We start from the raw sequence: 25,576 nt of genomic DNA on the forward strand, positions 1-25,576 counted from the left end.
TTCCAGGAATTCTTTTCAAATCCGCTTAGAAGGCTAAATACAATATCGAAACAAGCTCTTGGTCTGCATTTGAAGATAAATCATGTCAAAAACCAAGCAATATACTCAGAATTAAGTATTTCAGTGATAGCACGACTTAACCTTATACTGAATTATCGTTACACTATCAAAATCGCGGTATTTCCAAACTTTGGAGTAAATCTATGTCTTGGCTTTCTTCACTTAAATCAGTTTTTTCACCTTCGCATACGGTGAATGAGGAAGCTATTCAGCACGTGCTACAAAGTTATATATTGCCTGAATCTGAACATGCTTTAAAAGATCGTATTTCTCAAGTGAATGTGCAAGGTGATATTCTGCAAATCACCATCAATACTTATCCTGAAGAAAAACAACATTTACAACAAATTCATGATGAACTGGCAGATGCTTTAGAAAAATGCGGCATTAAAGAACTGAATATGCATGTGATTCAGCAGAAATCTGGACAGAAAAAAGAAAGTTGTGGGCATCAACATGCTGAAGATGAAAGCTGCGCAACATCGACCACACAGACTGCAACATCTCATTTACCACCGGTGGTCGATGCTGCGGGCCAAAGTTCAATGCAAGAAGCCGATCCGAATAATCCACCGATTCAAAAAGCTGCGCCACACCAACGTGATGTGCCGAAACATCCGCGTATTCAAAACGTAATTTTGGTATCTTCAGGCAAAGGCGGGGTTGGAAAATCTACCACTACAGTAAATTTGGCTTTAGCTTTGCAAAAGCTCGGCTTAAAAGTTGGCGTATTGGATGCCGATATTTATGGTCCAAGTATTCCGACCATGCTCGGCAATGCAGGCAGAACCCCAATGATTGAAGCCGAGCAGTTTGTGCCGTTGGATGCTTTTGGGATGCCTGTGTTATCCATCGGACATTTAACAGGTGACCACAATACACCTGTAGCGTGGCGTGGACCAAAAGCCACAGGTGCATTAATGCAGCTCTTTAATCAAACCTTATGGCCAGATTTAGATGTGTTGATGATTGATATGCCACCAGGAACGGGGGATATTCAACTGACCCTTGCACAGCGTATTCCTGTAACGGGAGCGGTGATTGTGACTACACCACAAAATGTTGCCTTAATGGATGCTGTGAAAGGCATCGAGCTGTTTAATCGTGTGCAAATTCCTGTGATGGGCGTAATTGAGAATATGTCGACGCATATCTGCTCAAACTGCGGCTACGAAGAACAAATTTTTGGTCAAGGTGGTGGCGATAAACTGGCAGAACAATATGACATTCCGTTACTTGGGCGTTTACCATTGAATGTCAGTATTCGTGAAAATGTCGATGCAGGTACGCCGTCAGTGATTGCAGGCGATGATGCTGCCGATAGTTACATTGCGATTGCTCAGCAAATTGCAAAAAAACTGCCTAAAGCTGAAAAAGATCAGAATCGTATTTTCTAGTGAGGGATCTCAGCTTGGAATGATTGCAGTTGCAGTCATTAAGTTATCATTCTTTAAATTTTGACTGATTCATCTTTAAAAGCTAAGTCACAATATTTTGAAAATTTGGCTCACTTCGGTGAGCTATTTTTTTTGATTAAAAAATACACAAGCATCTGATTTAATGGTGTTTAATCTTTAAATACCTTAAAAATGTTAAGATAAAATGACTTATAAGTTACCATTTAATTAAAAAATATTTTTTATATAAGTGATTGAATAAAATAATAAATTTAAAATGTTAAACTGATCAAGAATTTGTCTTACAAAATACTTTTTGCCAATTGCAATGAACTATTTTAATCTGCGCTCATTCAGTAGTGAGGTCAATGCATGATTTCATGGTTTTTTATCGGTTTGGTGATCACAATTTTATTGACACCAGGGCCAACCAATACCTTGCTTGCATCATCAGGTATTCAGGTTGGTATCCGCAAATCTTTCCGATTAATTCCAGCAGAAGCATTGGGTTATTTGATTTCTATTACACTTTGGGGCGCCTTAATTGGTACGGTGTCTACTCATCTCCCGTTGTTGCCCACCATTCTAAAATTATTCAGTGCAAGCTATATTATTTTCTTGGCGATTAAATTATGGCGCACGGCTAAAGTCGAGCAAAGCTTTAATCAACCTACGATCCGTGCGAGTGAGCTATTTTTAGCGACTTTACTGAATCCTAAAGCATTGTTGTTCGCCTCTGCAATTTTCCCAACGATTGCATGGGTAAAAGCAGACTATTATGTGGCACACATGTTGGCATTTTTATGTTTAATCGTGCCGATTGCTTTTTTCTGGACATTTATTGGTTCGGTGCTCGCTAAAAATAAAATTAGCTGGCTCAATCAGTGCAATCTACAAAAAACAGCTTCTATTGTGTTGCTGAGCTTTTCAATTCCTTTAAGTTATTCGGCTTTGTTGAGTCTATAAAGCCAACGTTGTATCTAAAAGTTGTATCTACTGGAAATAGGGTCTGTTGACATTTCATAAATGGCTTGCGCTGTAGGCTAAAACTGAGCAGATCAGGCATGAAACGCAGGGAATAGTGGGTCTATTGCCAAGTTTCATAACGCAATCTGAGAAAGTTTTAGCCACATGAGCGAGAACAAAGCATTGCTTTGTTTGCTGCGCAAGGGGACAAGCATATTTTTTGCTGCTATTGCGTTATGTGCCAGTCATTTAGAATGACTAAATTTCCTGTCCCATGCCTTATATCAGCTAAAAAACCTTGCGAGATATATCTCTCATGTCGCAAACATAGACGAATTGTCAACAGCCCCTAATCATTGCACTTAAAAAAGCGATGTGAGGGAAACGGCTGGTTTTCATTAACTTAGATTTCAGTTAAAGTACAGTACAGTTAAACATTCATATTTTGGATAGAAAATAAATGGCAATTAAGTCTGATCGTTGGATTCGCGAAATGAGCGAAAAACACGGCATGATTGAACCGTATGCAGAAAACCAAGTTCGCTTTGACGAAAATGGCGAAAAACTCATCTCTTATGGAGTTTCAAGCTACGGTTATGACGTGCGCTGTGCGCGTGAATTTAAAGTCTTTACCAATGTTCACTCAGCAATTGTTGATCCAAAAAACTTTGATGAAAAAAGTTTTATCGATATTGAATCAGACGTGTGCATCATTCCACCAAACTCTTTTGCTTTAGCGCGTACGGTTGAATATTTCCGTATTCCGCGTAATGTCTTGACGGTGTGTTTGGGTAAGTCGACCTATGCGCGTTGCGGTATTATTGTCAATGTCACTCCGTTAGAACCTGAGTGGGAAGGGCATGTCACCTTAGAATTCTCTAATACGACTAATTTGCCTGCACGTATTTACGCTGGCGAAGGCGTGGCGCAAATGCTATTTTTTGAATCAGATGAAGTTTGTGAAACCTCGTACAAAGACCGTGGTGGTAAGTATCAGGGGCAAACAGGTGTGACTTTACCTAAAGCATAACTGATAGACTAATTCAGATTAAAAGAAAGCGAGCCGAAAGGTTCGCTTTTTTCATTCATCGGAAAGCTGTGCTGTTTAGCCAGTTTTTTTTTGCATTTGTATTAATATTCAGCATAATTAAATTTGAGATTGGTTTGGCATAATCACGTTTTTAAGGATAAAAACACCCTAATAAATAGCCAAGTCATAGATAAATAAAAGAAAGATGCGGAGCATCAGATAAAAGGAAGGTCGAGATGACTGAACACGCAATTACTTTCCCTTTTCGTAAGCGTTGCTTAGCCACTGCTATAGGCTTATTTTTGACGAACCCGAGTTATGCTTTACAAGCACTCTCCGATGACTCTTTGTCAAATACCACAGGCGAAGGGGTTGCTTTAGTCCTTGATGATTTCAAAATGGTGTTTCAGCAACCGAATGACCTATCAACAGGGTCGAGCTATACACGTGGGCTAGAAAACCCTAGTCAATATGATACGGGCTTTATTCGTATTATCCCGACGGGGGAGAATTATGCGCAGTTGGCAGAAAGTGCATACCATACGGTTTATAACAATACTTATAATCAAAGTGTTTTAGAAGGTAAGGCAGCACATAAATATAACGAAACTTACCGTTCAACTTATGAACAAACCTATACAAGTCAATATTCAACTCTGTATCAAGAATATACTAAAAATATTGAAAAAGATGTTGAAGCGAAAACAGAAACATTTACATTTGATGTTCGTGAAGGTTTTTTTAATAATGAGACGCTCAAGAATTATTACAATCAGCGTCTTGCAGACTATAGGGATGGGACTTCGGGGCGTAGAAAGAGTTTAAAAAAAGATGGAACTACTGCATATACCACACGACCAGTTAGCGAGGATCCAACTGGCGTTTTAAAGTATGAAAAGAAAGCAAAAGAATATGCTATTACAAACACTTATGAAATGCTTGATCTTTTATATGGGAGTCGGTCGGCAGAAGATAATAATGATTTATTGAATTCTGATTTTTATAAAGGGCTTGGCAACTTCACTCGAGAAGACCAAGTTGGTTCACAAGTAGCCACATTAATACAGGCTGAAATAACCAAAGAAACAGCATCGGCTGATATTCGGGCTAAATATAATGCGAGTCAACTTGCAGAAGATACAGCCAAGTCTGCTGTGGCAGAAATTTATGCTCAAATTATACAATCGGCTGAACAGGCAGCGGCAATTGCTGCATCGGGTTCTCCTGTGCAATCATTAAGAACCAAAGCAGATGTCTTTATTTATGGTTTAGCCTTATCTAAAAGTGATAACTCATTAAGCAGTCGTTATAGCAATCAAGGCTTTAACTGGGGTTCAGCAGATAACCCATGGTTATTCCGCGCGGGTACAGAAAAAGTTAAACAATTTAAAAATGTAGAAAAAGATGTTGGTTATTTAGCACTAGAGGCACCACTCGCAACTACTACGCCAACTGAAAGTGATAATAATATTAAACTGGGCTTTTGGACTGATATTTTTTCACGTCAGTTGAACTCAAGTGCAGAGGTGGATCCAAGCACTGGAGCACCAAAATCGGGTTTAGATAAAGAGCACCGTTTACGCACTCAGTTTGTTGCCAATGGTTTAAGTCTAAATGGTTCACAGACCCGAATATTTCAGACTTTAGACTCTGATAATCCAAATCATCATCAAACCTTGGGTATGGCAAGTGTATTGCGTTTAAATACCAATGATAATCCTGCGAATTTAAGTTTCACAGATTCAAACTTAGACAGTAAAGGGATCCGCATTAGTACAGCAGCGAAATCAGATACTTTGGATGGAACGGCGGTCACACCAGCAATAGATGGTTCATTGGCACCAGTTTTTCATGATACAGAGGGTTTGTATTTATACAGTCCGAATATCAATTTAGTTTTAGGGAATATGTATCAGCCTTTTGTGGTTGGTTCTGAGGGCAATAATATTGTGCTAGAAGTAACACGTATTCCGAATGTTCCTGAAATTTACAATAAAATTTATCAAAATTATGAAGATGGAAAGGGTGGGTATTTAGGTTCTACAGCATTTACAGGTTCTACCTGTAATGTGGTGAGTTGTGGCACACCGCTAAAAGCCAATGTCAATGACAGTGCTGCGATGTATCAAGGACGTAATGCGACGCATAGTAGTATTGCAATTGGTACTGTAGAACGCTTGCCAAATAATATGTTGCGTGCCAAAGATCATACGGATGCCACAGGTGTTGTATTTAAGGGTGTAGATGGTACTGCTAAGAATCTAGGTTCAGTTGCAATAGATGGTGTGCTGATTCAGCACCTTAAATTTAAAACAACAGGTCTATAAAAGGAGAATCATCATGTTGAAAAAACTGTCTTGTATTGCATTGATGTGTAGTCCTTTGACCCATGCCAATTTAATTGCACTGGAAAATCATGAATTAACGCAGGCTACTGGTCAAGGTGGAGCAGACCTCAGTTGGACGTTATCGTTAAACCATGAATATGCCGAAAATTTAGAACTCAGCAATATTTCTAAATTTAATGGTGGGACTAAACCTACAGAAGTTTATTATCGCTATAGTAAAAATTGTGCTGACAATAATGTGCTTTGTCGTTTAGCCATTGCACCCAATAACCATGAAGATAATAACGGCAATAAAAAATGGCTGGTATTTAAACAAATTCAGGGCACCATACAAATAGATAAATTTTCTTTAGATGGCACGACTATTATTAATCATAAAAATGACCCACAAACGGCAATGCAGCTTAAGTTTTATGATGATAAGCCATTAAAAATAAGAAATTTGGGTTTTGCAACCATGGCGATCGAAACAGGTACAGGGCAGGGAGCAAATGAAGGTTATGCAAATTCAGAGGTATATACCAAATTTCAAGGAAGAAATTATCAGCAAAATGGTAGTTATAGCCCAGTTGAGCAAGAAGATGTCCCTTTGTTTGATCAGGGCGCTGAAAAAGGATTTATGGGCTTAAATATTCACGGCAATATGCACATGTCTGGCAATGTGAAAATATTTAGCTACAACTGTACAGGTTCAGCAGCAAGCCGTTGTTGAATATAGGATTAAGTACAGTATAGGGAAATAACAATGAAAAAAATAATGCAGTTGAATTTATTAACATTGAGCGTACTTTGTGCGCAACAAGTGTATGCTTTAGAGCTGATTGCAGACCAGCATTTGTCTGATGTAAGTGGGCAAGATGGTATTGTAATCACCCATGAAATGTCTAAAGCCACGATTAATCAAGTCAATTGGTATGATCCTGATTTAGTGGCTGGAACTCAACAGGGTTTAGGCTTACATAATGTAGAAATTAAAGGACAGAATAACCAGCCTATTATCAGTAAGCTTGCTTTAGATGTGGGGAAAACTGATGTTGGCGCAGGTGTGCGTATCGATGCGAGTATTGATGCTTTTCAATCGACTGCTGATTTAAACTTGGTCAAAAAAAACTGTGTCGGAAATAGTTGTACTAAAGAAACACAAAGCTTGGGTCAGTTCGGCTTAGAAACTAAATCACCTTTAAAAGTTTTATTAGAAACCAAAGCAGGTTTATTCAATCAAAATGAAACGGCACATTTAAACTTCCAGTTACAGAATGCCAAAATTAGTCATGGTTTAGGTAAGCATGAATTATCTATGCATGATTTTAACTTTAATTTTGCGACTGACGGCTATATGTACATTGATGCCGATGAGGGATTGGTCTTTACCACTAAAAATGGCACCACCGACCATTTTGTGAATCTTGGACGAGTGAAAGACCTGAGTGATGTTGCTAGTAGCCGACAAAATGCAACTAACCCTGGGGTCAATATTGACTTGCGTTATGATGATAAAAATTTAATTCGCTTTGGTGCATCAGGTGCGGTAAGCAATGCGAAATTGTTTTTTAATGGGCATCAAAAAAATGTTGCCAATTTTGACGTTTCGAATAAGGTCAATGGTGTAATTGAAACTAAAAATACCGCAGTTACAGGCTACGATACTGTGGTGGGGCAAGGTGGTTTGCATTTGGGCTTATCTGCTGATTTTACCAATCAAAATACGGCAGGCTTGGCTGCAGGGCAATTACCAACAACCTTAGAAATTGGGCACACAGGAAAAGGCAGTTATGCGGTTGAGTTTTCGAATTTAAGACCGCTAACCACACGTGATGCACAAGGTGCTTTGCACAATAAAAATGCTTATATTGATTTTGGCGATATTTATATTAATACCGTACAAGCGAAAAACCTCAATTTTTTAGTCAATGAAAATATTAAAAATACCATTGGTGCAACCAGTCCTATTTTAAACCAGTTGCTATCGAGTAAGCTTGAAGGTGACCAGTTCTCACTGATCGCTGTTCGTGGTATGGACTTTCAGTCTATTGCAGCCAAAGCTAGAATTATTTCTGACAACTCTTTAAATGAATTGACAGGAGATGGTGGTTCTTGGGGTATTGGGATTCCAATTTATAATTTAAATGCCAATGTGGCCTTGTCGGGTAAACAATATCTGTCACCTTATGATGGAACGAACAAAACTGGAATTGGTTATAACGCTATTGTTTCTACCGAAGGTTATGGCATTGATTCAAAAACAGGCTTACCAAGTACCACTTCTATTATCTTAATTGACGGGCAAGACAGCCTGCATGCTGGTGAAGCTGTCAACTATTATGCTGGTTTAAGAAATATTGATGCATTAATTCAGTCCGACGGTGTGATTGGTTATGAAGATGAAGGGATTTATATTCGTGCAGATCATTTATTAGTTGCAGCAAAAGCAGAGTTAGCGATTGGACAATTACCAGGTTCGAAATACAACTGCGTCACAGGATCAACTAAATGCGGTGGCTTTGTACCTTACGATAATTTCTCTAAGAAAGATGATGTGTTGACCACAATTGCTTTTAAATTAGATGGCAATGGTGAATTGTTGGTAATTCCTGGAGTGGATCCTACCGATACTAATCCGAACTCAAACTTTTTGTCTTTTGATGCGAACTTTAAGTTTAGAAGTCTAGATAGCACAGAACAGGCTGATCCGAAGAATTTAGGTAGTTATTTTAGTTTGATTAATGAAGATCAAGTGAATAATGAAACTGTTCAAACGTCTTCTATTAACTTGAATCGTATGGAAGGTCATTTAGGTGTCAAAGGAAAAGTCGTCGTCAGTGCAGATACGGTCACTTTAGACAATCAAGTGAAATTTAATTATAAAAATGATATTGCTCAACCCTTTAAAACAAACTTTGCAATGTCTACCAATGGCAATATGCAGAAAATCGCATCTGTCGCACTTACAGGTGGAACCATGCGCAGCACATTGGGCATTACGCCACGCTAAAGGATAGAAATAAAATGAAAAAAACAATTTTAGTTGCATCTATTTTAAGTACAGCTTTTTCATTCAATTCTGCTCAAGCGATGCAGGCTTTAAATGATGATCAGTTATCTCATGTACAAGGTCAGGCACTTTTGAACCTGATGACTGCGACAGATCAATCGCAAGGGTTAAATTTTTATAAACTAAGTGTTGATGCACTCATGGAGCTTAATGCCAACATTAAAACGCTACAATTAGGTTGTGGCGGTGTAAATAACGCGATTGGTGGTAAAGCGGGATGTGATATTGATATTTCTAATATTTCGTTAAGTGGTTTGAATGAATCCTATGATTCAACAGGTAACCCAAAGTTTAATGGTGAACGTGCGGGTACCAGTGCACAAATTACCAATCCATTTATTGAATTTGCGATTAGTGGAAATAGTGCGTCAACACGTGAAGTGGTTGGTTTTCGCTTAGGTGCAGAAGAAATTTTAGGTCTACTGACTTTGGGTACAGATAACGTGCAAAACCCAAATGACGGGATTAAAAGTTTCAGTGGTTATATGAAAATGGCACAAACGCAAGGGCATTCATTTACTAAAGAAGCTAAATTTGGTAATGCCTCTGACCAAAAAATTAGTGGGATACTGACTGCGTTGGGGCAGGATCGTGTCTATACAAGTAAACCTGGCGCAGAAGGACATACTGGGATTACCGTTCCATCGATGCGAGCTGATTTTACGATGCCTGAAACAGTAGTGACTGGTCAGCGTATGGAGTCCGCTATAGTTACGGGTATCCGTTCAACATTAGCTTCTATTCCGCTAGCGGCAACAGAGTCTGGGACATATACTGGTGATGTAAATGGAACACCTGACTTTTCAAAAGACCAGTTATATGTCACATTTCCTCCTTTATTGTTTGGTTCTGTTGGTGATCACTCATTCTTTAAAATGAGTAAGGGTTCTACATTAGAAAATTTGAATATGGATATTACTTTTGTCCAAGCCCTAAATATGATTCACAATATTCCTCTGACAGGAACAGGTGGATATTTATCTTTACAAAGCAAGCCAGTGCAGTGGATGGGTGCAGATGAAAAAGATATTGCACAACAAGGTTGGTGGATGTCGTTTAAGGAACCAGTGCAATTAGGTTATTTGGCAACTGCGGATTTGGTAGATGTTTCTGCAGTACTACCACAGGTCGCAAAAGCATTAACTTCTGAGTTAATGCAAGATAAGCATAATGTAGATGTAAGTTTGTTAGAAGCATTAGGTTCATTGGCTGGTACACCAATCGAGCGTAAAATGAATATCGATGTTGGTAGTTACACAGGATATTACACGGGTCAACCAGCCAGATTAACACTTAATAATCAGGTTTTACAAAACCAAAATGTTACCCCTAACTGTTATGGTGGTATGAAATTCTGCTAATCCCAAATGAAAAAAATCCCGCAACTTGTGCGGGATTTTTTATACTCAGTGTTCAATCTTATTTGGCAATTTTGATGAGTAATTCTTCTTTCGTTAGGTTGCTAGATTCAGCATCACGACGACCTTTATATTCAAAAGTACCTGCATCTAAACCTTTCTCACCAATCACAATACGGTGCGGAATACCTGTAAGCTCAAGGTCAGAGAATTTCACCCCAGGACGTTCATTACGATCATCCAGTAATACATCATAACCCGCAGCTTGAAGTTCAGCATAAAGTGCTTCTGCTGCTTCTAATGTGCGAGGTGATTTATGTGCGTTCATTGGTACAATCGCAATTTCAAATGGTGCGATGGCTGCAGGCCAAATAATCCCTTTATCATCAAAATTTTGTTCAATGGCAGAGGCAACGACACGTGTTACTCCAATCCCATAGCATCCCATGGTAACAGTAAACGGTTTGCCATCTTCACCTAATACTTTGCAGCCTAACGCTTCTGAGTATTTAGTACCAAGCTGGAAGATATGACCGACTTCAATACCGCGTTTAATTTGTAGAGTTCCTTTGCCATCTGGAGATGGATCGCCCTCAACGACGTTACGTAAATCGTAAACTTCAGTATATTGTGCATCGCGTTCCCAGTTCACACCTGTTGCGTGTTGATCAACTTGGTTTGCACCTGCAACGAAGTCAGACAGTACTGATGCAGCACGGTCTACAATCACAGTTATGCCTTTTTCTACCAAACCTTGTGGACCAACAAAACCAGCAGTTAAACCTAAAGCTGCAATTTGTGCATCGGTTGCAAAAGTAAGTGGTGCAGCAATCTGTGGATGCTTTTCTGCTTTAATTTCATTAAGTTCATGGTCACCGCGCAGGAATAATGCAATCACAGGCACTTGACCAGTTTCATCTGCAACACCTTGAACCAAGAGCGCTTTGACTGACTGGTTATTATTTGTGCCTAAAAATGCAGAAACTTCCGCAATGGTTTTTTGGTTTGGTGTATCCACAATGTTGAGTTCTTGCGTTGCAGCAGCACGTTCACCCACCAAAATAGCTTCAGCCATTTCAATATTGGCTGCATAATCAGATTCGGTAGAGAAGGCGATATCATCTTCACCGCTTGAAGCCAGAACGTGGAATTCATGTGAACCAGAACCACCAATAGAACCTGTATCTGCTTGTACTGGGCGGAAGTCTAAACCTAGGCGCGTGAAAATACGGCAGTAGGTGTCGTACATTACATCGTAGGTTTCTTGTAAAGAAGCTTGATCGGTATGGAAAGAATAAGCATCTTTCATAATAAATTCGCGTGAACGCATTACTCCAAAACGTGGGCGAATTTCGTCACGGAATTTAGTTTGAATTTGATAGAAGTTGATTGGCAATTGCTTATAGCTTTTTAATTCATTACGCGCCAAATCGGTAATGACTTCTTCATGTGTTGGGCCAAGTACAAAAGGATTGTCGTGGCGATCTTTAAAGCGTAGTAATTCAGGACCGTATTGCACATAACGCCCTGATTCTTCCCAAAGTGAGGCAGGCTGAGTGACAGGCATAAAAGTTTCTAAAGCACCTGCGCGATTCATTTCTTCACGAACAATGGCTTCAACTTTATTTAGCACACGCACACCCATTGGCAGCCAAGTATATAAACCTGAAGCCAATTTACGAATCATACCCGCACGTAACATCAGCTGGTGAGAAATCACCTCGGCATCGTTTGGGGTTTCTCTTAACGTAGCAAATAAAAAGCGACTCGCGCGCATGGAAACTGTCCTAAAAAGTGAAGCGTTAAATGGAGTTTTTTCAAAGCCAGATTATACAATAAAAATCGGGCTAAACTTGCGTTAAAATTTAGCCCGAACGATTGTGTGACTTTACGTGAGATTTTAAGAAATCAGTTTACGCGTTTGGCGTAACATAAAATTCTTAAAATCATCTAAGTAAGTGAAAATGACAGGTACGACCACCAAGGTGAGTAGGGTGGATGTAATTACACCGCCAATGACTGCGTGTGCCATAGGCGCACTTTGTTCGCCGCCTTCACCCAAGCCAAGTGCGAGTGGCACCATCCCCATCACCATTGCACTGGTGGTCATTAAAATAGGGCGTAAACGGGTTTTCCCTGCAGCAATAATTGCATCATAACGTGAATCGCCCTGATCCATGGCTTTTTTAATAAAATCAATTAGTAAAATCGCATTTTTGGTGACCAATCCCATCAGCATAATAATACCGATAATAGAAAACAGGTTCATGGTCGAGTTAAAAATAAACAGTGCCAAGAATACTCCAATCAACGATAAAGGTAGGGAAGCCATAATTGCTGCGGGGTGAATGAAACTGTTGAATTGCGAACCTAAAACAATATAAATAAACACAATAGACAGGGTAATTGCAGTCAGTGCATAACCTGCAGATTCAGCCATGTCAGCATTGGCGCCTTGAGTGTCGAAGCTATAACCTGCGGGTAATTTAAAGTTATCCTGAATTTTTTGAATGTCGGCACCAATGTCACCTGCAGGACGTCCAGCAGTATTGGCTTCGACCAAAACTTCACGGGCTAAATCACGACGGTTAATTTGTGCTGCACCTAAACTTTCCTCAAACTTCGCCACACTTGCCAAAGGCACTAAAATATTTTGTCCATTGGCATCAGTTTTTTTTGAAGTTAAATACATATTTTGCACATCGCTCGGCAAGCTACGATGGTTTTCTGTAAGTCGAACATTGACATCGTAGGTTTCACCACGTTCATCTTGCCAAGTGGTGACATCATCCCCCGCAATGAGTGGGCGGATAATATTGGCAATTTGATTCACCGATAGCCCCAAATCACTAGCAAGGACACGGTTAATATGAACACCTAATGTAGGTTTAGGAGCTTTTAGCGAGCTTTCTAAATCGACAATACCATTCACCTGAGCAATTTCTGTCATAAAGCGGTCAGAGATTTTTTGTAATTCTGCTAAATCAGGGCCTTTAATAGACACCATCACAGGTTTTTGCCCACCAGAAACCGTTTCATCGGCAGAGGCGACAGAGGTGATGGTGATGCCCGCAACACTTTGTAGACGCTGGCGAAATTCGTTATTGAGTTCGGTTAGCGTTTGTTGACGTTCATTACGTGGGCTGACAGTTACACGCAAATTAACATGATTTTTCCCGCGATCTGTTACGCTGTTAATGGCTCCGTAAGTCGCACGTACTTCAGGGTGTTGACGGATGATTTGATCTACTTGTTTTAATTTTGCTTGTGAATATTCAAGCGAGGCATCTACAGGTGTTTCAAATTTAATCCGAATTTCACCTTTGTCGGGTACAGGTACAAACTCTGTGCCAATCAGTTTGGATAATCCGAGTGCTGCAAATAATGAACCCACGGCAATCAATAAGGTGATAACGCGAAATCGTAGTGCTAATTTTAAAAGTTTTTCATAATGATGACTTAAATTGTCGAGTTTGTTGGAAATCCAGTTTAAGAAGCGTTTTACTCGTCCAGGTTTTTTATTGGGATTTGGTTTTTCTGCCCAGTGTGCAGAAAGCATTGGATCCAGCGTAAAACTGACAAACATGGAAATCAGCACGGCAGTACTGACGGTGACACCAAATTGATAAAAAAAGCGTCCGATAATGCCGCCCATAAATGCCACAGGTAAAAATACCGCCACAATGGTTAAGGTGGTTGCTAAAACTGCTAAGCCAATTTCTTTAGTACCATCCAAAGCAGCCGTGACATGGTCTTTACCCATATCTGCATGACGCACGATATTTTCACGTACCACAATTGCATCATCAATCAATAAGCCAATACTGAGCGAGAGCGCCAGTAAGGTCATCATGTTGATGGTAAAGCCAAATGCCCAAATAAAGGTGAGTGTGCCGAGTAGGGCGATTGGCAGGGTCAATCCTGTAATGGCGGTAGAACGGAATGAACCAAGAAACAACAGTACAATCAGGACTGCCAGAATCGCACCCTCAATAATGGTGCGCGCTACATCACGGATACTGCCACGAATCCCTTTAGAAGAATCCACCACGACTTTTGCAGTCATGCCAGCAGGCAGTTGGGTTTGAATACGTTCTAAGGTTTTATAAGTGTTATCTACCACTTCAATGACATTAGAGTCTGAACTACGCAAGATATCGACAGCAACCGCAGTTTGCCCATTTAAAAATGCACTGGTTTCCAGCTCTGCCTGACTGTCTTGAATTGTGGCAACTTGTTTTAAAAAGATTGGCGCACCATTTTTATTGGCAATAATTAAATCGCCAAAAGCCAGAGGATGAATGACTTTGGATTGGATTTCGACCACCAATTCACTATTGGCTTGTTTGAGTGTGCCGCCTGGTACTTCAATATTTTCAGCTTTGAGCGTGTTGATGACCTGATCCACACCCAGTCCAAAACTCATTAACTTTTGTGGATCTACCTCAATACGAATTTGTCGCTGTGCATCACCCAATAAATTAACAGTTCCGACACCAGACACAGTGCGCAGTTGCGGTACAACTTGTTGATCTAAATAGGAACTTAAATCACGCAAAGACATTTGTGAGGATTCAAACACAATCGACATGACTGCATTGGCAGTTGGGTCGTAGCGCTCCACCACAGGGTCTTGAATTTCATCTCGAAAGCCTGCACTGACAGACGAAATTTTATCGCGTACATCTTGTGCCGCCACTGCCGAAGGAACATCTAAATTAAACTCGGCAATAATAGTAGATAACCCTTCACTGGATTGTGAAACCAGTTGTTTGAGTCCAGAAATGGTATTGATCTGATCTTCCATTTTCTTGGTGATTTCAGATTCAACTGTTTCAGGTGATGCACCCGGATAACTGGTATAAACCACTACAAACGGAAAATCGACGTCAGGAAATTCTTCCACGCCCATACGTTGCCATGAAGCCAAGCCAAGCACCATTAGACAAAACATCATCATGATGGTAAAAACGGGATACTTGACGCTAACTCGGGTAAACCACATAACAACGATCCTGATTTTTTATTTATTGGACATCTGCACTACTGCATTGAGATGAAATTCAATTTATTGAGGGTTATTTTGAATGATCACCTGCTGCTGAATTTGATCGGGGTTGAACACCACTCGACTGACTAGATCACTGCTCTGTAAGCCTTGAATCACAGCAGTATTGTCACTATAGCGCTGTTCTAAAACTGTGATATCCACGCGGGCAATTTTTTGATCTCGAATCACCCAAACATAAGGTTTGTTTTGGATATCGTGAATGGTATTGAGTGGGATGATTTGCCCTGAAATTGTCGTGTTCGCTAAAATATAACCATCCACAAATGCCCCAATACTTAAAGAGGGAAGACGATCAAGCGGGGTTGCAAAAAATTCAATTTGACGACTGGCTAAATCCGCAACAGGAGAAACACGGCTAATTTGTGCATTAAATGTGTTTGCTTGTCCTTGGAGTTGATATTCAATTTTTTGACCAATTTTGAGTGCGGCTTGTAAGTCGCTTGGTAATTTCGCTTGAATTTCTAATTGGTTCGGATCGACGACTTCAAATAAGGTTTGTCCTGCAGCCACAGTTTGCCCAGGCTCAACTTGACGTTGGGTAATGACACCATGAATTGGACTGGTAATCGTGCCATCTTGATCGGCTTTTAGTGCAATATCGACATTGGCTTGTTGGGCGCGTACATTTTCCATTTGCGCACGATAATCTAACTGACTTTGCTCATATTCCACTTGTGAAATAAAACCCTGATCGAGCAAACGTTTTTTTCGTTGCATCATATTGCGGGCTTGGTTGGCTTGCGCTTGCGTTGCAGCTAAATTGGCGCGAGCTTGTGCTAAACGCGCAGCATTATCCTGATTATTTAAGCGTAGCAAGGTTTGACCACGTTGTACGCTATCTCCCACTTTGACATAGACTGAGGTTGCTGTGGCAGTCACCTGTGCTTGAATACTGCTTTGATTCACAGCACGCACTGTGCCTGTAAAGGCAGTTTTACTGATTGCGCTGCCTTGTTGTGGTGTCACTAAATCTTGCTGAATGAGTTCAATTTTTTCTGATACTGTTGTTTTATTTTCAGTTTCTGTTTTTTGGCAGGCACTCAGCAAAATACATAAGCCGATTGCACCGATACGAAAAATGGGTAAATGCTGCCGATTAAACCTAACTGCGATACGCTGTGCAATGTGCATGCATATTTGTCCTTATTGATTGCCAAAATGACAAGGTAATTCAAATCAACTATTCAAGTGCTTTTAAGCGAGTAATAATTCTGTCGTATTCTGCTTGTGTATTTCGATAGCTTGTTTGTAAAGATTGAATCATATCTTTTTTAAGCTCGATGTTTTTTAAGTTATTGTCCAAATTGGTTTTTAGTTGTGCAGGCACAGGTTTGACCTTGCGTAAATACTCCATTTCTTGACGTTTAAAAGTAATACGGTCATTTTGCAGCTGTTTGAGTTGTTCTTGTTGGAAAATAATTTGCTTTTTAATATGCGCTAAAGCGTTATTACGTTTAGTGATTGCGGTTTGACTATTGGTATAGGCTTTTTTTAAACGCTGATCAGATTCCATTTGATACGCTTGAGCAGCACGTTGTGGGGCTTTTTTAATATCCATTTCAGTGTTGTATGGACGTGCGCGCTGAATCACTTGCATGTTACGGTCTAATGCTTCATAGCCATGACGAATATGATTAGGTGTCACATTACTACTAATATTTGCAACGCCATGTTGATCATAATAGCGATACCACACCGCTTTGTTCTGGCTGTCAGCCATGAGTGGGGCAGAGGACAAGAGCAGTAAAGCAAGCATGCCCAATTTAAGTGACTGCTTATTTTGTTTTAATTTGACAGCGAGTGATTTTGCAAAAAAAGTGCTCACGTTGTCCCCCACAATAAAGTTGACTAAATTACTTAAATTACACGTAATAATAGTGTTATATTAGATCAAAATTAGGAATTTAAAAAATACAACCGATAAAAAATATCAATGGTCACAAGAAAGTGTGAGCGGTTTGGTGATAATGGTGTAAAAGTGTAGATTTACACTAAATATGTTCATTGAAACTACAAGTAAAGATATGTTAAAAATACGATCAATGTGTAAGATTTTTCTACTCAGTTGCTTGTACAAACAAAAATGGGAAGGGTCATTGAATGGACGATAAATTCCAAAATCTAAAAGTCATGGTGATTGATGATTCAAAAACCATTCGCCGTACAGCTGAAACACTTCTGCAGCGTGAAGGTTGTGAAGTGGTTACCGCAGTTGATGGATTTGAAGCTTTATCCAAAATTGCAGAATCAAATCCAGATATCGTATTCGTAGATATTATGATGCCACGCCTAGATGGTTACCAAACGTGTGCCTTAATTAAAAACTCGCAAAACTACCAAAACATTCCTGTCATTATGCTATCAAGTAAAGATGGTTTATTTGACCAAGCTAAAGGACGTGTCGTGGGTTCTGATGAGTATCTGACTAAACCATTTAGTAAAGATGAATTATTAAACGCCATTCGTAACCACGTGACCGCATAATTATTAGTTAGTTAGATTTATTGGGGAAAATAATGGCTCGTATTCTTATTGTAGATGATTCACCTACAGAAACATTCCGCTTTAGAGAAATCTTGACCAAGCATGGTTTTGAAGTCATTGAAGCAGCGAATGGTGCAGATGGCGTGACCATGGCGCAAGCTGAATTACCAGATTTAGTATTAATGGATGTGGTTATGCCAGGCGTGAATGGCTTTCAGGCAACACGTCAAATTTCGCGTGGTGACACCACCAAACACATTCCAATTGTAATTGTGAGTACCAAAGATCAGGCAACTGATCGTGTTTGGGGAAAACGCCAAGGTGCAAGCGATTACTTAACTAAGCCTGTTGACGAAAAACAATTAATTGATGTGATTAATCAACACCTTAATGCAGGATAAGCTATGGCTGCAAATGGTTTTATTGAATTGCTTCGGTTATCTAAACGTGGAAACAAAAACTACGTTAGTACCGAAAATGAGGTAAACCGCTGGTCAGGCATTGCTTTTGAGATGATGGGGCAATATTTCGTTGCTCCATTAGGAGAAGTTTCTGAGGTTATTTATCCACCGAAATATACGCCAGTGCCAAATACCCAACCTTGGGTAGTAGGTTTAGCGAATATTCGCGGAAGATTACTTTCAGTTTCAGATTTGGCACATTATGTTTCTGGGCAAAGCAGCCAATATTCACCTACTCAAAAAGTAATGTGTATTAGTCATAATGACCATTATGTCGGTTTAGTTGTAGATCAAGTTTTGGGTATACAGCACTTTAATAAGAAAAGTTTCTTTTCTAAACACAATGATTTAGATAGTAATTTACAAGAATATTGTCAGGGGTATTTTCACCAACATAACCAACAATGGCATGTTTTCTTATTTAGTCGTTTATTGCAAAACCCAAAATACATGAACGCATCTATAAAATTTATAAATTAACTGTCGCGCACCTAAAAAATGAAGGCGTCAATCGGGGAGAAGCTGCATGGGCTTTAAACTTAAAAAGAAAAATTCAGGCGAAGAAACCGTCCGTAAAGCAAGTGGTCCAGGTTTTTTTGCAAAATTACAGGCGCGAACAGAAGAGTTTGCGAGTGTATTTGGCGAAACAGAAAAATCTAAGCCACTTATTTTAGGCGCAGCTTTTTGTATCATCTTATCGCTTTTCCTGTTGTTATACCTTTTTTATAGCGTGCCGCGTAATAACGATTTTACCCGTAGTTTGGGTGATTTACGTCTGTTGTCACAAACCATTTCACGTCAAGCAACCGAAGCGACTGCATCAGGTACGCCTGAATCTATTAAAAACTTAACAGATTCACAAAAAGCCTTTGCTGCTCACTTAGAAACAGTGAAGGATATTCATGCCAGCACAGATACACTGCGTGAAGTGGAAACACAGTGGAAATCGGTTTCTGAAAATATTGATTTGATTGCTTCGCAACAAAAAATCATTAACCAACTCTATGACACCAACATTGCAATTGGTGAAACCATTCCGGGTATTCAGGCTGAATATAACTTGATGGTTGACCAAATGGCACGTCAAGACATGCCAAGTAGCCAGGTGGTTATTGCAAAGAACCAAGTATTCATTGCAGAACGTATTTTACGTTCAATCAGTTCTGTATTAACAGGTACAGACAGTTCACGTGAATCTGCAGATGACTTTAGTGCCGATACCGAAACGTTTGGTGCTTACTTGGCAGCACAGTTAAATGGTAGTGTGGAACTTGGTGTACAACGTATTACTCAAGAAGATTTACGTAGTTCATTAGAAGGTATTCAAGCAGAATATGAAGATGTATTGAAATCTGCTGCTGCAACAGTTTTAAATAACTCAACACAAATTGTAAAAGTACGTCAGGCATCATCTTCTATTTTCGATCAGTCAGATAAGCTTTTAACCAATTTAAATAAATTGTCTAGCGGTTCAGGTTGGTCTATTGCAATTCCTGCAATTGGCTTAATTGCAGCATTACTTGCGTTCTTATTCTGTGTATTCAAACTCTTGAACTTACGTGGTGAAGCCGATAAAACTCGCGTGGTTCGTCTACAAGATGAATATGACCGTAACCAGAACGCGATTTTACGTTTACTCGATGAGATTGCCGACCTTGCAGATGGTGACTTACGTTCATACGCAACAGTATCGGAAGACTTCACGGGTGCAATTGCCGACTCGATTAACTTCGCAATTGACCAATTACGTGACCTTGTATCGCGTATTCACGAAACATCGCACGAAGTTGCACAATATACGGCAACCACACAGAACATTACCAACCAGCTTGCTGAAGCATCTGAGCATCAGGCGCAAGAAATTGCAGGTGCATCTGCCGCAATTAACGAAATGGCAATGTCAATTGACCAAGTATCTGCCAACGCTGAAGAATCAGCAGCGGTAGCAGAACGTTCAGTACATATTGCATCGAATGGTGCAGACGTTGTAAACCGTTCAATTGAAGGTATGGATATCATTCGTGAGCAGATTCAAGAAACCTCTAAGCGTATTAAGCGTTTGGGTGAATCTTCACAAGAGATTGGTAACATCGTTGCCTTGATTAACGATATTGCCGACCAAACTAACATTTTGGCATTAAACGCAGCAATTCAGGCGTCTATGGCGGGTGAAGCAGGTCGTGGTTTCGCAGTCGTAGCCGACGAGGTACAGCGTCTAGCGGAACGTTCAGCATCTGCAACTAAACAGATTGAAACACTGGTTAAAACCATTCAGACTGATACCAACGAAGCCGTAATTTCGATGGAACAAACCACATCGGAAGTTGTACGTGGTGCGAACTTATCTAAGGATGCGGGTGTTGCACTGGATGAAATTCAAACGGTATCAACCAACCTTGCGAAATTGATTTCTAACATTTCGGACGCTGCAAAACTTCAGTCTGCTTCTGCAGGTCACATTGCAACCACGATGAACGTTGTACAGGAAATTACCTCGCAAACGACCAGTGCAACTTTCGATACTGCACGTTCGGTATCTGAGTTGGCCAACATGGCAGAATCATTACGTGAATCTGTAACTGACTTTAAACTACCTGAATAAGCGGGATTCCAGCTTGGGGAAAGGTGTACCTATACACAGTTATGGGTACACCATCATTCAGAGATAAAGCATCGCAAAGATGAACTTAACTTTTGGGTTAGGGGCATTCAGGATGGTTACAATTAAGTTGAAGTGCCTTTTGGTGCTGAAAACGTAAGAAGCCTTAGCTATGAAAGAAATATTAAAAAATTTAGTCGAAACAATGACGCTTCCTGAAGATAGTTATCTTGAGCAAGATGCGGAAATTCTTGAAATTTTTGTCGAAGAAATTGAAGAAATCTTCGAAGAATTAAATCCATTATTTACTACTTGGTTTGCGAACCCAACAGATCAAGAAACTTTAGTGACTATTCGTCGTCACTTTCACACTTTAAAAGGCTCGGGTCGCATGGTGGGTGCGAAGTCTGCGGGCGAATTGGCATGGACGGTTGAAGATACTTTAAACCGTGTGCTTTCGGGTGCGGTAACACTCAATACTGATATTCAAAAATACGCAAAAACTGTTTTAAATATTTATCAATACAAGCTTTATCCAATTTTTAAGCAAGTCGGTTTAATTGATCTTGATTTACGCCCATTGGTGCTTTTAGGACAACAATTACAGCAAAACCAAAGTCCTGAACCTGCATTGGAAGAGTTGCTGGTTTTAGCAGATCAACTGACTGCCACTGATATGCCGACAGGACTAGAATTGACGGATGCTGCAGTTGAAACAGCAGCTGTCGCAGCAGTTGAATCATCTGAAGATGTAATGACTGCTGAAGAAATGCCGCAGACAGAAGTTGCACAAGAAGAGGCTGCTGATGCGAGTCTATTGGCTGAAACTCTGGCTATTTTTGTAGAAGAAGCTGAAGAGCATTTAGCGACCATTGATCAGTTCTTGGCACAAGATCAGATTTACTCACAAGACTATAATGGCTTAATCCGTGCATTACATACACTGCGCGGCAGTTCGTCTATGGCGCAAATTGATCAAGTTTTTCAAGCCAGTTCTAAAGTTGAAAACTTGTTTAAAGCGTTTGTACAAGATGAAATTGAATCTACATCAAAAGAAACTGCGCTGTTGGTGCAATATGCAGAATTTGTCCGGGATTATCTGCATGTACTTCGTCAAGGTCACTGTGATGGTTTAGATGTAATCTATGCAACTTTTAATAAAGCATGGGATAGCTACGGCTTTAGCACCAGCGATACAGAAGACTCTAATCCTCAAGGTTTAGTATCGAAGCTAATCGAACTGAATATTGATCGTTTACTTGATGCCGAATTTGAATTTGATAAATTGGCGCAAGCGCAATTCCCAAGCTATTTAGAAGAACTCAGCGCACAAGCGCAATTGTTGGTAGAGCATACCGATAACCGTGCGTCTGTGGGTATTCATCAATTTACTGAAGAACTTAAAGCCGCTTACGACAGTGTTTTAGCCAAGCCAATCTTGCTTAACTCTGAATATGGTTATGAGTTATTTGCACAGGCGCACCAAGAGTTTATTCATTTATTCGATACCTTGGCTGCGGGACAGCGTGTTACGGTTACAGAAGACATTCAGAAAACCTTAAATGACTTAACTGCATTTGTGCAGCAAGACATTGATGCAATTGCACTTGAAGATGCTGAAACATCAGTGAGCGACAATGCTGTAGAAACAACAGTTGTTGCAGAACCTGAAGCGGTGCCTGCTGCAGTTGCTAGCGAAAATTCGGGCACAGTGAATTTGGCGCAATTGTCACAACGTATTGCATCAGATCAACAAAACATGCATGCCGATGATGCCAATAAAGACTTCGATCCTGACTTGCTGGATATCTTCTTGGAAGAAGCAGAAGAGCTTTTGGTGGGTATGGATGAAGATGTTAATACTTGGTCAAAAGACGCCAGCGATACTTCGGCTTTAAACAACTTAATGCGTTATTTGCACACTTTAAAAGGTGGTGCAAATATGATTTCTGCGACGCATATTGGTTTAATTGCACACAACCTTGAGTCGATTTACGAGCGTATCATTAACAACCAAATTGTTGTTTCACCTGCGTTAATTCAAATTATTCGTTTGGTGCAAGATGATATTGCAGACCGTATTCAGACCATTCGTGATGAGCGTGTGGACTATGCTGCGCCAGAGTCGATTGCAATTTTAGGCAACATTGTTAGCTTGGCACAAGGCGATGCAGATGTGTCAGTTGCAAGTGCGACAACCGCAGCGCAGCCTGAACAGACTATTGAGGCAGTAGAAGAGGTTGATGCACAGCCTGAGTTGGCGGTAAAAGCGTTGCAAGATACAACTGCAGATTTAGCTGAAGATGACGCAGTTATTGCTGATGATGCACATTTTGAAGACGCTGCTGCTACGGCATTTGAGCCGATCACAGAAACTGCAAGTCTTGAAGCAAGTGCTGAATCTGAAGATGAGCAATTACATTCAATTGTGGTTGAGACTTTCAGAGAAGAAGCGGAAGAAATTTTGGATGCTGCAGATCAGCGCTTGAAACAATGGTTTGAGCAGCGTAGTGACCGTAGTATCTTGCTTCAATTACAACGTGCGGCGCACAGCTTAAAAGGCGGTGCACGTATGGCTGAAATTGAGTCTGTTGCGCAAATCGCCTATCAACTTGAAAGTGCCTTTGAACAGTTTGCAGTGCATCAATTTAACTCAAATGTTTATGATGCCTTGTTGCAAACCACGTTGGCATGGTTGCGTGATGCAATTTTCAAAGCAGATTACAGCAATTATGACAGCTTAAAATCTAGCTTGTCGGCGATGCAGTTTGTAGATGTATCTGCGCAATTGCCCGAGCGTTTAACGCATACCGACTTGTTATCGCCAAGCCATAGTTATGAGTTTGTTCAGGGTGATGGTACAGAGCCACCTGCAATGTCGGGTGAGTGGGGCGAAACCACACAGCTGGATAATAGCAATGAGATGATTCGTATCTCTGCCGATTTAGTCGAGAAGATGATTGACTTGTCAGGCGAGAACTCGATTAACCGTTCACGTATTGAAATGGAGCTTGGGCAACTAGGCGGTACGTTGAATGAGATGGAATTGGCGATTAAACGTCTTGCCGATCAGTTACGTCGAATGGAAGGCGAGCTGGAATCGCAAATTATTGCCAAGCACGGTTCTGAAAACTCACGTTATGCAGACTTTGACCCATTAGAGATGGATCAATATTCATCGTTGAATCAGTTGTCTAAATCTCTGGCGGAATCTGCATCGGACTTGGTGGACTTTAAGAGCACCTTGGCTGAAAAAATTCGTGATGCTGAAGGTTTGTTATTACAACAATCACGTATTCAGGCCGAAATTCAAGAAAGCTTGATGCGCACACGCCTTGTACCATTCTCACGTTTATTGCCACGTTTACAACGTATTGTGCGTCAGACTTCATCGACCTTAAACCGTCCAACAGAATTGGTGGTTTATAACACTGAAGGTGAATTAGACCGTACCATTCTAGAGCGTTTGGTGACACCGTTTGAACACATGCTGCGCAACGCGGTTGACCATGGTATTGAAGACCCTGCACAACGTGCTGCAGCCAATAAACCTGAAGTTGGTAAAATTGAACTGAACATTACTCGCCAAGGCACAGATGTTATGGTGACTTTTGTGGATGATGGTAAGGGTATTGATGATGCCAAGATTAAAGAAAAAGCATTGAGCTTAGGTTTAATCAAAGCTGATCAGAATTTAGATAAAAATGAAATTCTGCAATACATTTTCCACCCAGGCTTTACAACAGCGCAATCGGTTACACAAATTTCAGGTCGTGGTGTTGGTTTAGATGTGGTGCAAAGTGAAATTAAGGCACTTGGTGGTCACGTTTCTGTAGATTCAACTTTAGGTCAAGGCACAACCTTTAGTATTCGTGTACCAACGACAGTTGCTGTATCCGATGCCCTAATGGTTAAAGTTGGCGATCAACAATTTGCTGTACCGTTGGCGCAAATTGACCGTATTGTACGTATTGCACCAACTACCTTGGAATCTTACTTCAATAGCAATGAAGATTTCTTCCAAATTGATAACCAGAACTACAAGTTGCGTTACTTATCTGAGTTCGTTGGCAATCAGCCATTACCGCGTTTAAGCCATGTGGGTCATTCACTACCTGTCTTGTTAATTAAAGGCAGTACAGGTCAAACCATTGCCTTGCTAGTCGATCAGTTGATTGGTTCGCGTGGTCAAATTGTTGTGAAACCAATTGGACAACAGTTCTCAAGCATTGGTGCAATTGCAGGCGCAACTATTTTGGGTGATGGTCAAGTTTGTTTGATTTTGGATGGTCAGAACATTGCCCGTCAAATTCTTGCAACGCAACGTACTAAACAAGCCAGCGATCAACGTGATAGCCAACGTCGTGATACACGCCGCTTAATTATGATTGTGGATGACTCAGTCACCGTACGTAAAGTAACTTCACGTCTGCTTGAGCGTCAAGGTTATGACATCGTGACTGCCAAAGATGGTGTCGATGCCATGGAGCAGCTTGAAAACGTCAAACCTGACTTGATGTTACTGGATATTGAAATGCCACGTATGGATGGTTTTGAGGTGACTAACCTTGTACGCCACCACGACATGCATAGCAATCTGCCGATCATCATGATTACGTCACGTACAGGTGAAAAACACCGCGAACGAGCGTTTAGCTTGGGTGTGACGCACTACATGGGTAAACCGTTCCAAGAGGCAGAATTGCTTGCCAATATTGAACAATTATTAGCAGTTAGTCAGGGGTAAACG

The 25,576-nt window shown here is 40.4% G+C and carries 16 protein-coding genes; 12 read left to right on the forward strand and 4 right to left on the reverse strand.

Annotation, left to right across the window (positions count from 1 at the left end; all coding sequences use genetic code 11):
- The first annotated feature begins 203 nt into the window (after window positions 1-203).
- The 7 genes from apbC to FTV52_RS02140 all read left to right on the forward strand — a co-directional run bounded on the left by apbC (window position 204) and on the right by FTV52_RS02140 (window position 10,214).
- Entirely contained in the window at window positions 204-1,457 is a 1,254-nt protein-coding gene (apbC, locus tag FTV52_RS02110) for an iron-sulfur cluster carrier protein ApbC (RefSeq protein ID WP_178867167.1), read from the forward strand.
- Between the two features lie 372 nt (window positions 1,458-1,829).
- Window positions 1,830-2,423 (forward strand): LysE family translocator, encoded by a 594-nt coding sequence (locus FTV52_RS02115; RefSeq protein ID WP_070152620.1) that lies wholly within the window; start codon window positions 1,830-1,832, stop codon window positions 2,421-2,423.
- A 460-nt stretch (window positions 2,424-2,883) separates the two neighbouring features.
- On the forward strand, window positions 2,884-3,453 hold the full coding sequence (gene dcd, locus FTV52_RS02120; protein ID WP_004975507.1) for a dCTP deaminase: 570 nt from the start codon (window positions 2,884-2,886) through the stop codon (window positions 3,451-3,453).
- 236 nt (window positions 3,454-3,689) lie between these two features.
- Window positions 3,690-5,780 carry a hypothetical protein gene (locus FTV52_RS02125; protein ID WP_179989680.1) on the forward strand — a complete coding sequence of 697 codons (2,091 nt, stop codon included), beginning with the start codon at window positions 3,690-3,692 and terminating at the stop codon, window positions 5,778-5,780.
- A gap of 13 nt (window positions 5,781-5,793) precedes the next feature.
- Window positions 5,794-6,513, forward strand: coding sequence for a hypothetical protein (locus FTV52_RS02130; protein WP_179989682.1), 720 nt, complete (start codon window positions 5,794-5,796; stop codon window positions 6,511-6,513).
- A gap of 33 nt (window positions 6,514-6,546) precedes the next feature.
- Window positions 6,547-8,793, forward strand: coding sequence for a DUF6160 family protein (locus tag FTV52_RS02135; RefSeq protein WP_179989684.1), 2,247 nt, complete (start codon window positions 6,547-6,549; stop codon window positions 8,791-8,793).
- Between the two features lie 14 nt (window positions 8,794-8,807).
- Window positions 8,808-10,214, forward strand: coding sequence for a hypothetical protein (locus FTV52_RS02140; RefSeq protein ID WP_167846168.1), 1,407 nt, complete (start codon window positions 8,808-8,810; stop codon window positions 10,212-10,214).
- Window positions 10,215-10,272: 58 nt separating this feature from the next.
- Here the strand turns inward: FTV52_RS02140 and FTV52_RS02145 are convergent, their stop codons facing one another.
- The 4 genes from FTV52_RS02145 to FTV52_RS02160 form a co-directional block, all read right to left on the reverse strand.
- Entirely contained in the window at window positions 10,273-11,988 is a 1,716-nt protein-coding gene (locus FTV52_RS02145) for a proline--tRNA ligase (protein ID WP_179989686.1), read from the reverse strand.
- Window positions 11,989-12,111: 123 nt separating this feature from the next.
- The gene (locus FTV52_RS02150; RefSeq protein ID WP_179989688.1) at window positions 12,112-15,216 is read right to left on the reverse strand and encodes an efflux RND transporter permease subunit; all 3,105 of its coding nucleotides are present in this window, start codon (window positions 15,214-15,216) and stop codon (window positions 12,112-12,114) included.
- 63 nt (window positions 15,217-15,279) lie between these two features.
- Window positions 15,280-16,413, reverse strand: coding sequence for an efflux RND transporter periplasmic adaptor subunit (locus FTV52_RS02155; protein WP_131261509.1), 1,134 nt, complete (start codon window positions 16,411-16,413; stop codon window positions 15,280-15,282).
- 49 nt (window positions 16,414-16,462) lie between these two features.
- Window positions 16,463-17,107 carry a hypothetical protein gene (locus FTV52_RS02160; protein ID WP_154320463.1) on the reverse strand — a complete coding sequence of 215 codons (645 nt, stop codon included), beginning with the start codon at window positions 17,105-17,107 and terminating at the stop codon, window positions 16,463-16,465.
- 275 nt (window positions 17,108-17,382) lie between these two features.
- Between FTV52_RS02160 and pilG the strand changes: the two genes are divergently transcribed.
- The 5 genes from pilG (at window position 17,383) to FTV52_RS02185 (ending at window position 25,573) form a co-directional block, all read left to right on the forward strand.
- A complete protein-coding gene (gene pilG / locus FTV52_RS02165; protein ID WP_004975524.1) occupies window positions 17,383-17,766 on the forward strand; it encodes a twitching motility response regulator PilG in 384 nt (127 codons plus the stop codon).
- Window positions 17,767-17,798: 32 nt separating this feature from the next.
- Window positions 17,799-18,167, forward strand: a complete 369-nt coding sequence (locus tag FTV52_RS02170) for a PleD family two-component system response regulator (RefSeq protein WP_004975526.1) — start codon at window positions 17,799-17,801, stop codon at window positions 18,165-18,167.
- A gap of 3 nt (window positions 18,168-18,170) precedes the next feature.
- Complete coding sequence (locus FTV52_RS02175; RefSeq protein ID WP_004975527.1) at window positions 18,171-18,707, forward strand: chemotaxis protein CheW; 537 nt, start codon at window positions 18,171-18,173, stop codon at window positions 18,705-18,707.
- 46 nt (window positions 18,708-18,753) lie between these two features.
- On the forward strand, window positions 18,754-20,829 hold the full coding sequence (locus tag FTV52_RS02180) for a methyl-accepting chemotaxis protein (protein ID WP_004975528.1): 2,076 nt from the start codon (window positions 18,754-18,756) through the stop codon (window positions 20,827-20,829).
- 169 nt (window positions 20,830-20,998) lie between these two features.
- Complete coding sequence (locus FTV52_RS02185) at window positions 20,999-25,573, forward strand: Hpt domain-containing protein (protein ID WP_179989690.1); 4,575 nt, start codon at window positions 20,999-21,001, stop codon at window positions 25,571-25,573.
- Window positions 25,574-25,576 lie beyond the last annotated feature (3 nt).

Source organism: Acinetobacter sp. YH1901141 (assembly GCF_013416935.1).
Lineage (GTDB): Bacteria > Pseudomonadota > Gammaproteobacteria > Pseudomonadales > Moraxellaceae > Acinetobacter > Acinetobacter towneri.

Excerpts from the sequence above, each read along its gene's own strand:
- FTV52_RS02155 (WP_131261509.1), bottom strand. The coding sequence starts at position 16,413 with ATGCACATTGCACAGCGTATCGCAGTTAGGTTTAATCGGCAGCATTTA.
- FTV52_RS02115 (WP_070152620.1), top strand. The coding sequence starts at position 1,830 with ATGATTTCATGGTTTTTTATCGGTTTGGTGATCACAATTTTATTGACA.
- FTV52_RS02170 (WP_004975526.1), top strand. The coding sequence starts at position 17,799 with ATGGCTCGTATTCTTATTGTAGATGATTCACCTACAGAAACATTCCGC.
- apbC (WP_178867167.1), top strand. The coding sequence starts at position 204 with ATGTCTTGGCTTTCTTCACTTAAATCAGTTTTTTCACCTTCGCATACG.
- FTV52_RS02180 (WP_004975528.1), top strand. The coding sequence starts at position 18,754 with ATGGGCTTTAAACTTAAAAAGAAAAATTCAGGCGAAGAAACCGTCCGT.
- FTV52_RS02145 (WP_179989686.1), bottom strand. The coding sequence starts at position 11,988 with ATGCGCGCGAGTCGCTTTTTATTTGCTACGTTAAGAGAAACCCCAAAC.
- FTV52_RS02150 (WP_179989688.1), bottom strand. The coding sequence starts at position 15,216 with ATGTGGTTTACCCGAGTTAGCGTCAAGTATCCCGTTTTTACCATCATG.
- pilG (WP_004975524.1), top strand. The coding sequence starts at position 17,383 with ATGGACGATAAATTCCAAAATCTAAAAGTCATGGTGATTGATGATTCA.
- FTV52_RS02185 (WP_179989690.1), top strand. The coding sequence starts at position 20,999 with ATGAAAGAAATATTAAAAAATTTAGTCGAAACAATGACGCTTCCTGAA.
- dcd (WP_004975507.1), top strand. The coding sequence starts at position 2,884 with ATGGCAATTAAGTCTGATCGTTGGATTCGCGAAATGAGCGAAAAACAC.
- FTV52_RS02130 (WP_179989682.1), top strand. The coding sequence starts at position 5,794 with ATGTTGAAAAAACTGTCTTGTATTGCATTGATGTGTAGTCCTTTGACC.
- FTV52_RS02125 (WP_179989680.1), top strand. The coding sequence starts at position 3,690 with ATGACTGAACACGCAATTACTTTCCCTTTTCGTAAGCGTTGCTTAGCC.
- FTV52_RS02175 (WP_004975527.1), top strand. The coding sequence starts at position 18,171 with ATGGCTGCAAATGGTTTTATTGAATTGCTTCGGTTATCTAAACGTGGA.
- FTV52_RS02135 (WP_179989684.1), top strand. The coding sequence starts at position 6,547 with ATGAAAAAAATAATGCAGTTGAATTTATTAACATTGAGCGTACTTTGT.
- FTV52_RS02140 (WP_167846168.1), top strand. The coding sequence starts at position 8,808 with ATGAAAAAAACAATTTTAGTTGCATCTATTTTAAGTACAGCTTTTTCA.